The following is an 11,874-nucleotide window of genomic DNA, read 5'->3' as shown; positions in this document are numbered from 1 at the left end:
CTTACAGGCTTACAACGTTACCAGCTGCTGGGCCTTTAGCGCCGCTTTCGATGGTGAAAGAAACTTTCTGACCTTCGTCCAAAGATTTGTAGCCTTCGTTCTGGATAGCAGAGAAGTGTACGAATACATCTTTAGAGCCATCGTCAGGAGTGATGAAGCCGAAACCTTTATCAGCGTTGAACCATTTTACCAGACCAGTCATTTTACCAGACATAGAAATTACCTTATTAAAAATTTGTTTTGCCTTCCGGCACGATGGTTGCGTTACAGATTTTTAAGCGATGAAGGAAGGGTCACTACGAAGGGTATCTATGGATAACAATCTGGACTGCTTTACTAAACTGCTTTAGGTCTGTGTAACAAACCGACGGACATAGTTATACCGATGTGGTACATGAAAGACAAGTATTATTTTTAATATGAATAAAAAACCCCGCTTATAGCGGGGTTTTTTTCGTTGCTCGTGTTACTCCGTGGCTGTCACCGCCGCACTCCATGCCTGACTAAAGGCCTGGTGCTGCGAGGCCAGCGGCCCAATCAGCGTATTGTACTGGCTCGCCTGCTGCGACGTCGGGAACTGGATGCCATTAGAGACAAAGCTCACCTGAGTCCCTTGCTGGGAAATATAGTCCCCAACCTGCACCAACTGTTGGGTGAAAATCTGCGCAGCCGGAATCAACGGTTGCATGGCATCAGCGGGTTTCGTCACCACTTTCTCATAAATCTTGTCAAAGACAGGTTTCAGATCATCACCCTGCTTTAAGGCGGAACGCGAGGCATCAGCCTGCATCTTTGCATTCTGCAGTTGCTGGCTCAAAACACCCAGCGCACCGTTAGACTGACGCAGCGGCTCACGCTGAGTCATATAATCCTGCGGCACGCGAATAGCGTTGACGCTGTCCAGCACCGGACGCAGACCCGAGTCCATCGCCTGATTCACCTGCTGTGAATAACCATAAAGGATGGCGTAATCGGACACGAAGGGACCAAACTGTTTTTTCTGATCCGCAGTCAGCGTTGGAAGATGTTCACCGCTGCGCATCACGGTATTCTGTAGAAAATCGATAAACGCCTTGCGCTGATCGCCTTCTTTATCGAAACACCCACTCAGGCTAACTACCATTAACAACGCCGCAATAGGCGCAAACCAGCGAGAGCAGGACTTTCCTGTCGCCATTTTATTACTCCTTTCACCCTAAAAAGCGCACACCGGCACAGGCATGCCCGACGCTGACAAGGATAGTCCAGGTCAGGCCTGCAAGATACTCTTTTCATGCAAAACGGCTATTGCCGTTTTCGTACTGACGATTTACAAAAAAATACTCTGCGAGCCCTGTTTTTGAATAATCAGTCAATTAGCCTGGATACCTCTTCTGCTGAAACGCGTAAAGCCAGGACAACAGCACGATTAATCACACACCCGGGGCTCCTGCCTATCCTTTACCGACTATTCTTAACTGGCTCTCTGATGTTCACGATCCCGCTGTGTGATTTAAGAGGAGTTCTCAATGGAATATAAAGATCCTATGTTTGAACTGCTGAGCAGTCTGGAACAGATTGTGTTTAAAGATGTACCGCAGACGATTACCTTGCCCCAAAAATCCAATCCCTTTACAGAATTTGAGCGATTGCGCAAAGGGACAGGACTTCAGACAGATGAATTCGCCAGAGCAATGGGTGTTAGCGTAGCCATGGTGATGGAATGGGAATCAAAACGTGAAAAACCCACGCCAACCGAGTTAAAGCTGATGCGCCTGATACAGGCCAACCCTGCACTCAGCAAGCAGATAGCCTAATAAACCTGTGTTATCGCCCCCGCATATGCGGGGGTTTGTGTTTCAGAGGTTTTCACAACGCCACCCTTTATCATTCCACACCATGTTATGCGTCAACGTCAGCCCATGCAGAAAAGTATCATCATGGGAGACGACCACCAGAGCACCAGGGAAATCGGCCAGTGCCGCTTCAATCGCTTCAACGGAAGCCAGATCCAGGTGATTGGTCGGCTCATCCAACAGCAGTAACTGTGCTGCATCCTCTCGCCACAACACGCAGGCCAGGGCAGCCTTCAGGCGTTCACCTCCACTAAGCTCCGCCAGCGGAAGCGACACTTTTTCTGCGCCAAGCTGAAGCTGGGCTAATCGGGTCCGTATCATGCCTTCTTCCAGTGGCGTATTGCTCAGGTTGAGGTGTGCCATCACAGAAAGTGACAGATCCAGTTTTGACAGATGCTGGTCAAGATAGGCTGTTTTTACCGACAACCGACAAATTCCCGATCGCGGCAATACTTCACCGAGGATCGCTTTTAACAGCGTCGATTTCCCGCAACCGTTTGGCCCGCGCAACGCGACACGCATCGGCCCAGCCATGCGCCAGTTTATCGGCGGAATGTCCACATATGGCAATACCATATCCTCAAGATCCAGCACCTGCTTACCCGTCGCGATACGGCTTCCCGGCAGCGTAAATATCACCGGATCATCCTCTTCAACACGCTCCCGCGCCTGATTCACGGCAGCGTTTAGCGCATCATTTTGATCGCTATGCTGTTTGCGCCATGCACCAATGCGCTCTTTCGCCGCCATTTTGTATTTGATGCGTTCAAACGAAGCAATATTCAGTGAGTCTACCGTGCGGAGCGTTTTGGCTGAACGCCGTTGGCTGTCATCGTGCTCTTTTTGCATCCGGGCACGGGTACGTTTGCGCTCTGTGGCAGCATGCTCTAGCGCAGCGCGGGCAGCCTGCTGCCCGGCATCACGCTGGCGTTGATAGTCAGCATAATTTCCGCCGTAGCTTTGCAGGCCTGACGCACTCAGTTCAAGTATGCGCGGAACCAGGGCCAGTAACTCACGGTCATGTGAAGCGACCAGGACTCCACCACGCTGTTGCGTAAGCTGACTGTAGAACCACTCCCGGCTGTGACGATCCAGATGATTTGTGGGCTCATCCAGCAATAAATAGTCGGCATCTGCACTGAATGCTCCGCAAAGCAGCGCCCGCATGCGCTCGCCACCACTCAACTCTGACGCGCATTTATCGGGCTCAAAGGGCGGAAGGTTAGCGTTAATGAATGCGTCGTTTAGCCGCTCGGGGAGATCCCAGAATCCATCGAGACACTCCAGATCCTCGGGAAGATAATCACCGCTGTCGATGCGTTTGCGGGCAGCAAAGACCGCGTCATAACCGAGCAGGTCGGCCAGCGTCGTTTGCGGGGAAATCTCATGTTGTTGAGCCACGCAGACATGCGTACCAAAACGCTCGATGTGACCGGTCGTTGGTTGTTCAAGGCCCGCCAGCAGACGTAATAAACGTGTTTTACCACTGCCGTTACGGCCAACCAGCGCGCACAGGGAGGACTCCAGCGACAGATTCAGCGGACCAAAAAGGGTATCGCCCGTCGCAAACTGACAGGTGACCTGATGCAAAATAAAAGAAGGGGACTGCGCAAAATGAGCCATAAGCACTCCTGAATGAAATCAAAACATCCCCTGCCGACGCGGTGGCGTTTAGCAAGGATCGAAATTCATCAGTCGTGTTTGTTCATTTTTGGGGGGCGCTCCAGAGGGCGAAATTTAACGGGGTAAGAATAACGGGAGTTTGCTGAGCGTTTCAAGGTTAATTTTTGGGCAAGGGGATCGCCATATAAAATGCGGGCACTGAACAGTCCTCTCGCCCCTGTGGAGAGAGACAGGACATCGCTGTAAGATGTTTATCCACAGCAGGGTTCTCATTGCTGTAATTTTGCGAGCCTCTTTCCATAAATGGTAATATTTTCAGTTACATAGAGTAAATCTGTTGCCACCTGTTTTGATGAGCAGTAGGTTCTTCTCGCACCTGCAAAATCAGGTGTCGGGATTAGCATCCTGACTTATCTTATCGGCGGCACATGGTTGGGCAGCATGCTTCGCTACATCTCAATAGTCGGCTGAGCAGAGGCATCGAAAGATGCGCCGGGGAAGGTTTAAAAGCAAGCCTGACCGTGGAGGAACTCTCCTCCCAAGTGCCCTCTTCTGAGCCAGAATCCGATCAACTGGGGCGTTACTGTCAGGAAATTACGCAACTGCTGATGAACGGGTCATTGCCGCGACAGTCAGAAATCGTAATGGCAGATTTGTTATGCGAACTGATCGGCTATTTTTCTGATACGCTGAAAACGCCACGCTGGCTAAAAACCGATGAAGGTAATAGCGAACGGCTGAACCTGCCGGATAGCGCTATGCTGATTCGGCCAATGAAAACAAAAAACCCGCCGAAGCGGGTTTTTTAGAGTATCGCAAACATTACTGCAGCAATGAAATATCCGCCACGCGCAGGAACAATTCACGCAGTTTTTCGAGCATAGAGAGACGGTTAATACGCAGATCTTTATCTTCTACGTTTACCATCACTTTCTCAAAGAAGGCGTCGATAACATCACGCAGTTCAGCCAGTTCAACCAGCGCTTCCTGGTAGCGGCCTTCCGCGAAGTATGGCTCTAGCTTATCGCGCAGCACAACAACCTGCATCGCCAGAGCAATCTCTTCCGGCTCTTTCAGCGTCGCAGCGTTCACACGCTCGTTCAGAGTCTCGTCGGATTTTGCCAGAATGTTGGAAACACGCTTGTTAGCCGCAGCCAGCGCGGATGCCGCTTCCAGAGTACGGAAATGCGAAACCGCCTTCATACGCGCATCGAAATCTGCCGGACGGGTTGGGCGACGTGCCAGTACCGCCTGAATAATATCGACAGTGTAACCTTCGTCCTGATACCAGGCACGGAAGCGACCCAGCATAAAGTCGATAACATCATCCACAACGTTAGCATTCGTCAGCTTGTCGCCGTACAGGCGTACAGCTTCTTCCGTCAGGGTCTGAAGATCGAGGTTCAGGTTCTTCTCAACGATGATACGCAGCACACCCAGTGCGGCACGACGCAGCGCGAACGGGTCTTTGTCCCCTTTCGGATGCTGACCGATACCGAAGATACCCGCCAGGGTGTCCATCTTATCGGCAATCGCCACTGCACAGGCTACCGGGTTAGACGGCAGATCATCACCCGCAAAGCGCGGCTGATACTGCTCGTTCAGCGCAACAGCGACATCTTCTGCTTCGCCATCGTGACGAGCATAGTGCATGCCCATCACACCCTGAGTATCCGTAAACTCGAACACCATGTTGGTCATCAGGTCGCATTTGGACAGCAAACCAGCACGGGTGGCGTGATTAACGTCTGCGCCGATTTCACGTGCGATCCAGCCAGACAACTCCGCGATACGGTCCGTTTTGTCACGCAGCGTACCCAGTTGTTGCTGGAACAATACGGTCTGCAGACGTGGCAGGTGATCTTCCAGACGTTTTTTACGGTCGGTGTTAAAGAAGAACTCCGCATCCGCCAGACGTGGGCGAACCACTTTTTCGTTACCGGAGATAATCTGTACCGGATCTTTGGACTCAATGTTGGCCACAAAGATGAAGTTTGGCAGCAGTTTGCCGTCGTTAGCGTAAACCGGGAAGTATTTCTGGTCACCCTTCATGGTGTAAACCAGCGCTTCAGCAGGAACCGCGAGGAACTTCTCTTCGAATTTCGCCGTCAGCACAACCGGCCATTCAACCAGAGAGGTCACTTCTTCCAGCAGGCTTTCACTCAGATCGGCGTTACCACCGATTTTACGTGCCGCTTCTTCAGCGTCCGCTTTGATTTTGGCTTTACGCAGTTCGTAGTCAGCAATGACTTTACCGCGTTCCAGCAGGATAGCAGGATACTGATCGGCATTATCGATGGTGAACTCTGGCTCGCCCATAAAACGGTGGCCGCGGATCACACGATCGGACGCAACACCCAGAATGGTGGCAGGAATAACGGTATCACCCAGCAGCAGCGTCACGGTGTGCACAGGACGTACGAAATGCACATCGGAGTCGCCCCAGCGCATCAGTTTCGGGATCGGCAATTTCGCCAGGGACGTCGCAATCATGTTTGGCAGCAACGCTTCAGCGCTTTCACCTTTCACATGAGCACGGTACAGCAGCCATTCACCTTTATCGGTAGTCAGACGTTCGGCCTGGTCAACGGTGATCCCGCAACCACGTGCCCAACCTTCTGCCGCTTTGCTCGGGTGACCGCTAGCGTCGAACGCCTGGGCAATCGCCGGGCCGCGTTTTTCAACTTCACGGTCGGGCTGAGACGCAGCAAGGTTTGCCACTTTCAGCGCCAGACGGCGTGGAGCCGCAAACCATTCAACATTACCGTGAGCGAGGCCAGCGTTATCCAGCTCCGCAGTCACGTTCGCAGCAAAAGATTCCGCCAGGCTGCGCAGGGCTTTTGGTGGCAACTCTTCAGTACCAATTTCCACCAGGAAAGTTTTCTCAGACATCGCCGCCTCTTATTTGTTTCGGTTGCACATCGGGAAGCCAAGGGCTTCACGGGACGCGTAGTAAGCTTCTGCAACGGCTTTGGTCAGCGTACGAATACGCAGAATATAACGCTGACGTTCAGTCACGGAGATCGCTTTGCGGGCGTCCAGCAGGTTGAAGCTGTGGGCGGCCTTCAGAATACGCTCGTAGGCTGGCAGCGGCAGCGGAGTTTCCAGCGCCAGCAACTGCTGCGCTTCTTTCTCGTACTGCTCGAAGCAGGTGAACAGGAAGTCCACATCCGCGTATTCGAAGTTATAGGTGGATTGCTCCACTTCGTTCTGATGGAACACGTCGCCGTAGGTGGTTTTACCCAACGGACCGTCGCTCCAGACCAGGTCGTAAACGCTGTCTACGCCCTGAATGTACATGGCCAGACGTTCCAGACCGTAGGTGATTTCACCCGTAATTGGCTTACATTCCAGACCACCAACCTGCTGGAAGTAGGTGAACTGCGTCACTTCCATACCGTTCAGCCACACTTCCCAACCCAGACCCCATGCGCCCAGCGTTGGGTTTTCCCAGTTATCTTCCACGAAACGAATGTCGTGAATGGTTGGGTCCATACCCAGCTCTTTCAGCGATCCGAGGTACAGTTCCTGAATATTATCCGGAGAAGGCTTAATCACCACCTGGAACTGATAGTAGTGCTGCAGACGGTTTGGGTTTTCGCCATAACGGCCATCAGTAGGACGGCGGGATGGCTGCACATAGGCGGTTGCCATCGGTTCTGGCCCCAACGCACGTAAGCTGGTCATCGGGTGTGAAGTGCCTGCGCCTACTTCCATGTCCAAAGGTTGAACAATGGTACAGCCCTGGCGAGCCCAGTAATCCTGTAAGGTCAGGATCAGGCCCTGAAAGGTCTTGGTATCAAACTTTTGCATAGTATGTCGTGCTGGATACGTGTGGTTTTAAATGGAAGGGATCAGTATACCCGCTGACTGCAAGATATACAGTACGAAACGGGTTTGTTTAGGGAAAATTGGGAAATAAGCCTTTCAGCCAGAGTACATAAGGGATCTGGCCGATGTGTGCACCTACACGTTAGCGCATAGAGAGATGTAAAAACTGACCATCCGAATCAAAAGAGCAGACAAAGCCCTCTTTACGGGATGTATAGCCCCGCATCTCATAGCTCCCCTGAAACTGTTCAAACCCGGTGACATCGATCTTCTTCAAACCGGTGTTATAGCGGTAGGCAGCCTGATCTTTACACAATTGCTCCATATCCAAAGAGCGTTTCACACTCACTTTTCCTTGTTGTGCTTTTTGTACCGGAACCTCTTGCGAAGCACTGCATCCGGCAAGCAGGGTCAGTAGAAAGAGTGACACCGTGCGCTTCATCATCATTTTTATCACTGCCCTGGTCTCTGGCTGTTATTTTTAGTATCAACGTCTTTATAGATTACGGCTTCGCATTCTGCGAATCTCGTGGCCCTCATACAAGCCCGCAAAATAAAACTCGGAATTATCCAGTGAAAGACGCTCACACAATGACAGTCACACTGTATTTATAAAAGACATAGAGGAACTGATGCAGTCAAAAATTAACTGGATTGATAACCTGCGAGGCATTGCGTGTCTGATGGTCGTCATGATCCATACCACAACCTGGTATGTCACCAACGCGCACAGTATCAGTCACGTTAACTGGGATATCGCCAATGTGCTGAACTCTGCCTCTCGTGTCAGTGTGCCGCTGTTCTTTATGATCTCCGGTTTTCTCTTTTTTGGCGAACGGAGCGCCCGCCCCAGACATTTCGCACGTATTGCCTCATGCCTGCTTTTTTACAGCGCGGTTGCTCTCCTCTATATCCTGCTGTTTACCCCAATTAATGCCGGATTGTCACTGAAACTGCTGCTGCAAAAGCCGGTGTTCTATCACCTGTGGTTTTTCTTCGCCATTATCGTTATCTACCTGGTTTCACCACTGATTCAGGTAAAAAAAGTGAGCGGAAAAATGCTGCTGGCGCTGATGGTCGTGATTGGCGTAGTGGCGAATCCCAACACGCTTTCGCAAAAAATCGGCGGCTTTGAGTGGTTGCCCGTCAACCTCTATATCAGCGGCGATACGTTTTACTACGTGCTGTACGGCATGCTGGGCAGGGCGATTGGGATGATGGAGACGCGTAAACCCTGGCTGAACGGAATTTGTGCCTCGTTGTTTATCATCGGCGTATTTATTATTTCGCGCGGGACGCTTTATGAGCTGCAATGGCGCGGCAACTTTGCCGATACCTGGTATCTTTATTGTGGTCCAGTGGTCTTTATCTGCGCGGTGTCACTGCTGATCCTTGCCAAAAACACGCTAAACGAACGCCCACTTCCTGTTCTGGGTTTTATCTCACGCCATTCTCTGGGCATTTACGGTTTTCATGCCCTGGTGATCCACGCCCTGCGTACACAAGGTGTTGAGTTCAAAAGCTGGCCAATACTGGATATCGCCTGGATTTTTTCCGTCACGCTTATTGTCAGTTTACTGTTGTCGATGCTGCTGCAACGCGTCGATGCACGCCGGTTTGTGAGTTAGTTTTTTCATAACGATCCCGACAGATACGTTCTGTCGGGATCTGTTTTTCAGGACATCAGAGGTAATAGCTGCTGATAAATTCTGCGGAAAACATCTCGCCGTTCAGCGTAGCAGGCATGACGGGACACATCGGGCTGATGACGCTGCTCCAGCGGCAACTGTGGCAATAACTCAGCAAGCGGTTGATCCGGGTGAATGGCGATTTGTGCCAACCTGGCGGCTCCCAGTGCAGGCCCGACATCTCCCCCCGTACGATAATCAAGCTGCAATCCGCTAATATCTGACAACATCTGTCGCCAGTAACTGCTCCGCGCCCCCCCACCAATCAGGGTGATACTCGAAGGTTTCAGCCCACAGTCATGGACCACATCCATCCCGTCAGCCAGTGCATAGCCCACACCTTCAAGGACGGCTCGTGCTAACTCGGCAGGACCATGCTGGTGTGTTAAGCCAAAAAAAACACCTTTCGCTTCAGGATTATTATGCGGCGTGCGCTCTCCAGAAAGATAAGGTAAGAACCATACGGCGCCGGCAGACTCATCCGCCTGCTGCGCAGCTGATATCAGCGCTGGCACATCCGCAATGCCGGTGAGTTTCGCTGCCCAGTCCAGGCAAGATGCGGCACTCAGCATTACTGACATCAAGTGCCATTTGCCTGGAAGAGCATGGCAAAAGCTGTGAACGGCACTGTCAGGGTTACTGCGATAACCGTCGCTGACTGCAAAATAGACACCGGAAGTCCCGAGTGAGAGCATCGCTTGCCCGGCGTCAACCATCCCCACACCAACCGCGCCCGCCGCATTATCACCGCCACCAGCAACAACCGGTACGGCAGGTATATTCCAGCGTTCGGCAATAGCCGCCTGTAACGTGCCCGTGATGTCGCAGCCTTCAAAAAGTGCAGGCATATGATCCCGAGTCAGGTGACAGGCCGCAAGCATCGCCTCGCTCCAGTCACGTTTAGCGACATCAAGCCACATCGTCCCTGCGGCATCAGACATATCGCTGGCAAAATCACCCGTCATGCGAAAACGCAGATAATCCTTCGGCAACAGGACCTTCGCGACTTGTCGGAAAATATCCGGTTCATGCCGTTGTACCCAAAGTAACTTAGGTGCAGTAAACCCCGGCATCATCAGGTTCCCCGTGATATCACGGGACGTCGGCACGCGCTCTTCAAGGATCGCGCACTCTTCGCCACAACGGCCATCGTTCCATAAGATCGCGGGCCGTAGCACGCGATGCTGGTTATCCAGCAATGTTGCACCATGCATTTGCCCGGCAATGCCCAGCGCTTTTACCTCACGCAGGCTGTGTTGCTCGCGGAGAGCCTTGATTGCACGATCCGTTGCCAACCACCACTGTTCCGGGTCCTGCTCCGACCATAACGGATGTGGGCGTGAAACATTCAGCTTTTCTGTTTGTGTTGCCAACACGTCGCCCTGCTCGCTCAGCAGGATGGCTTTCACACCCGATGTGCCAAGATCAATCCCGATATACATTGCGGTGACTCCTTTTACAGAAATGCCCGGTAGCGTGACGCTGCCGGGCCTGACTACGTCTTAACTATTCATTATTTGTCGAACAGATAATGGTTCACCAGGTTCTCGAGCAGTTCCTGATGTCCACTCTGGTGCTGTGGGGCCAGGTTGTGTTGCTCAGCGTACTTCGCAATGTCCGCAAGGGATAACTGACCTTTCAAAATTTGCTGTCCCAGCTCACTGTTCCAGCCGCTGTAACGCTTCGCTACACGTTTATCCAGTTCGCCATCTTCAATCATCCGAGCAGCCACTTTCAGCGCCAGCGCCATAGTATCCATCGCGCCAATATGTCCGTAGAACAGATCATATTTATCGGTGCTCTGGCGGCGGACTTTGGCATCAAAGTTGAGGCCGCCGGTCGTGAAACCACCCGCTTTGATAATTTCGTACATCACCAGCGCATTCTCTTCAACGCTATTCGGGAACTGATCGGTATCCCAGCCCAACTGGGCATCACCACGGTTCGCATCGACAGAACCAAAGATGCCCAGCGCAATGGCAGAGGCAATTTCGTGATGGAATGAGTGGCCTGCAAGCGTGGCGTGGTTAGCTTCGATGTTCACTTTGATCTCTTTTTCCAGACCAAACTGCTTCAGGAAGCCGTATACGGTGGCAACGTCATAATCATATTGATGCTTGGTCGGCTCTTGCGGTTTCGGCTCAATCAGCAGCGTGCCACGGAAACCAATTTTGTGTTTATGGTCGACCACCATCTGCATAAAGCGGCCAATCTGTTCGCGTTCCTGGCGCAGGTCGGTGTTGAGCAGCGTTTCATAGCCTTCACGCCCCCCCCAAAGTACGTAGTTTTCGCCCCCCAGTTGGTGCGTGGCATTCATGGCAGTGACAACCTGCGTGCTGGCCCAACTGAACACTTCAGGGTCAGGATTAGTCGCCGCACCCGCGCCGTAGCGTGGGTTGGTGAAGCAGTTTGCCGTGCCCCACAGTAGCTTCACGCCACTTTGCTGTTGTTTTTCAGCCAACACGTCAACCATCTGGGCGAAGTTATTCAGATACTCTTTCAGCGACGCTCCTTCTGGCGACACATCCACATCGTGGAAGCAGTAATACGGCACATTCAGTTTGTGGAAAAACTCGAACGCGACATCGGCTTTACGTTTCGCCAGCTCAAGCGCTTCACCTGGCTGCTGCCATGGACGATTAAAGGAGCCCACACCGAACATATCGGCCCCATTCCAGCAGAAGGTATGCCAGTAACAGGCGGCAAAGCGCAGATGATCTTCCATACGCTTACCCAGCACCAACTCGTCCGGATTGTAGTGACGAAATGCTAAAGGGTTGGTGGATTTTGGGCCTTCGTAACGAACGCGATCAAGTTGGTCAAAATAAGCTTGCATATTCAGCTCCATAATCAAGGGATGCGGCGAGTAGTCGAGACTTAAGTAATAGTGAATACAC

The 11,874-nt window shown here is 52.0% G+C and carries 11 protein-coding genes; 3 read left to right on the top strand and 8 right to left on the bottom strand.

Annotation, left to right across the window (positions count from 1 at the left end; all coding sequences use genetic code 11):
• Position 1 precedes the first annotated feature (1 nt).
• Positions 2-214: an RNA chaperone/antiterminator CspA gene (gene cspA / locus HV346_RS00865; protein WP_006177792.1), complete on the bottom strand. Its 213-nt coding sequence runs from the start codon at positions 212-214 to the stop codon at positions 2-4.
• Positions 215-466: 252 nt separating this feature from the next.
• Complete coding sequence (locus HV346_RS00860) at positions 467-1,177, bottom strand: DUF3053 domain-containing protein (protein ID WP_181621768.1); 711 nt, start codon at positions 1,175-1,177, stop codon at positions 467-469.
• A 331-nt stretch (positions 1,178-1,508) separates the two neighbouring features.
• Between HV346_RS00860 and HV346_RS00855 the strand changes: the two genes are divergently transcribed.
• Positions 1,509-1,796 carry an HTH-type transcriptional regulator gene (locus tag HV346_RS00855; protein WP_181621767.1) on the top strand — a complete coding sequence of 96 codons (288 nt, stop codon included), beginning with the start codon at positions 1,509-1,511 and terminating at the stop codon, positions 1,794-1,796.
• Positions 1,797-1,838: 42 nt separating this feature from the next.
• On the opposite strand, the gene HV346_RS00850 is transcribed toward HV346_RS00855, so the two are convergent.
• Positions 1,839-3,458, bottom strand: coding sequence for an ABC-F family ATP-binding cassette domain-containing protein (locus HV346_RS00850; RefSeq protein ID WP_181621766.1), 1,620 nt, complete (start codon positions 3,456-3,458; stop codon positions 1,839-1,841).
• Positions 3,459-3,886: 428 nt separating this feature from the next.
• Between HV346_RS00850 and HV346_RS23345 the strand changes: the two genes are divergently transcribed.
• On the top strand, positions 3,887-4,267 hold the full coding sequence (locus HV346_RS23345; protein WP_249415117.1) for a hypothetical protein: 381 nt from the start codon (positions 3,887-3,889) through the stop codon (positions 4,265-4,267).
• A gap of 13 nt (positions 4,268-4,280) precedes the next feature.
• Here the strand turns inward: HV346_RS23345 and glyS are convergent, their stop codons facing one another.
• From glyS to HV346_RS00830, 3 genes are all read right to left on the bottom strand, one after another.
• Positions 4,281-6,350 carry a glycine--tRNA ligase subunit beta gene (gene glyS / locus HV346_RS00840; protein WP_181621765.1) on the bottom strand — a complete coding sequence of 690 codons (2,070 nt, stop codon included), beginning with the start codon at positions 6,348-6,350 and terminating at the stop codon, positions 4,281-4,283.
• A gap of 9 nt (positions 6,351-6,359) precedes the next feature.
• A complete protein-coding gene (glyQ, locus tag HV346_RS00835) occupies positions 6,360-7,271 on the bottom strand; it encodes a glycine--tRNA ligase subunit alpha (protein WP_003860141.1) in 912 nt (303 codons plus the stop codon).
• Positions 7,272-7,431: 160 nt separating this feature from the next.
• Positions 7,432-7,737, bottom strand: coding sequence for a YsaB family lipoprotein (locus HV346_RS00830; protein WP_181621764.1), 306 nt, complete (start codon positions 7,735-7,737; stop codon positions 7,432-7,434).
• A gap of 184 nt (positions 7,738-7,921) precedes the next feature.
• Here HV346_RS00830 and HV346_RS00825 point away from each other — a divergent pair, with 184 nt between their 5' ends.
• Entirely contained in the window at positions 7,922-8,917 is a 996-nt protein-coding gene (locus HV346_RS00825; protein WP_181621763.1) for an acyltransferase, read from the top strand.
• Positions 8,918-8,964: 47 nt separating this feature from the next.
• On the opposite strand, the gene xylB is transcribed toward HV346_RS00825, so the two are convergent.
• Together xylB and xylA are read right to left on the bottom strand one after the other, a co-directional pair.
• Positions 8,965-10,419 (bottom strand): xylulokinase, encoded by a 1,455-nt coding sequence (gene xylB, locus HV346_RS00820; protein WP_181621762.1) that lies wholly within the window; start codon positions 10,417-10,419, stop codon positions 8,965-8,967.
• Between the two features lie 71 nt (positions 10,420-10,490).
• Positions 10,491-11,813 carry a xylose isomerase gene (gene xylA / locus HV346_RS00815; protein ID WP_181621761.1) on the bottom strand — a complete coding sequence of 441 codons (1,323 nt, stop codon included), beginning with the start codon at positions 11,811-11,813 and terminating at the stop codon, positions 10,491-10,493.
• Positions 11,814-11,874 lie beyond the last annotated feature (61 nt).

It is taken from the genome of Enterobacter sp. RHBSTW-00994 (assembly GCF_013782625.1).
Lineage (GTDB): Bacteria > Pseudomonadota > Gammaproteobacteria > Enterobacterales > Enterobacteriaceae > Enterobacter.
This window is presented reverse-complemented; position numbering and strand designations above follow the sequence as displayed.

Coding starts and splice junctions, on each gene's coding strand:
- cspA (WP_006177792.1), bottom strand. CDS start 214: ATGTCTGGTAAAATGACTGGTCTGGTAAAATGGTTCAACGCTGATAAA.
- HV346_RS00860 (WP_181621768.1), bottom strand. CDS start 1,177: ATGGCGACAGGAAAGTCCTGCTCTCGCTGGTTTGCGCCTATTGCGGCG.
- HV346_RS00855 (WP_181621767.1), top strand. CDS start 1,509: ATGGAATATAAAGATCCTATGTTTGAACTGCTGAGCAGTCTGGAACAG.
- HV346_RS00850 (WP_181621766.1), bottom strand. CDS start 3,458: ATGGCTCATTTTGCGCAGTCCCCTTCTTTTATTTTGCATCAGGTCACC.
- HV346_RS23345 (WP_249415117.1), top strand. CDS start 3,887: ATGGTTGGGCAGCATGCTTCGCTACATCTCAATAGTCGGCTGAGCAGA.
- glyS (WP_181621765.1), bottom strand. CDS start 6,350: ATGTCTGAGAAAACTTTCCTGGTGGAAATTGGTACTGAAGAGTTGCCA.
- glyQ (WP_003860141.1), bottom strand. CDS start 7,271: ATGCAAAAGTTTGATACCAAGACCTTTCAGGGCCTGATCCTGACCTTA.
- HV346_RS00830 (WP_181621764.1), bottom strand. CDS start 7,737: ATGATGATGAAGCGCACGGTGTCACTCTTTCTACTGACCCTGCTTGCC.
- HV346_RS00825 (WP_181621763.1), top strand. CDS start 7,922: ATGCAGTCAAAAATTAACTGGATTGATAACCTGCGAGGCATTGCGTGT.
- xylB (WP_181621762.1), bottom strand. CDS start 10,419: ATGTATATCGGGATTGATCTTGGCACATCGGGTGTGAAAGCCATCCTG.
- xylA (WP_181621761.1), bottom strand. CDS start 11,813: ATGCAAGCTTATTTTGACCAACTTGATCGCGTTCGTTACGAAGGCCCA.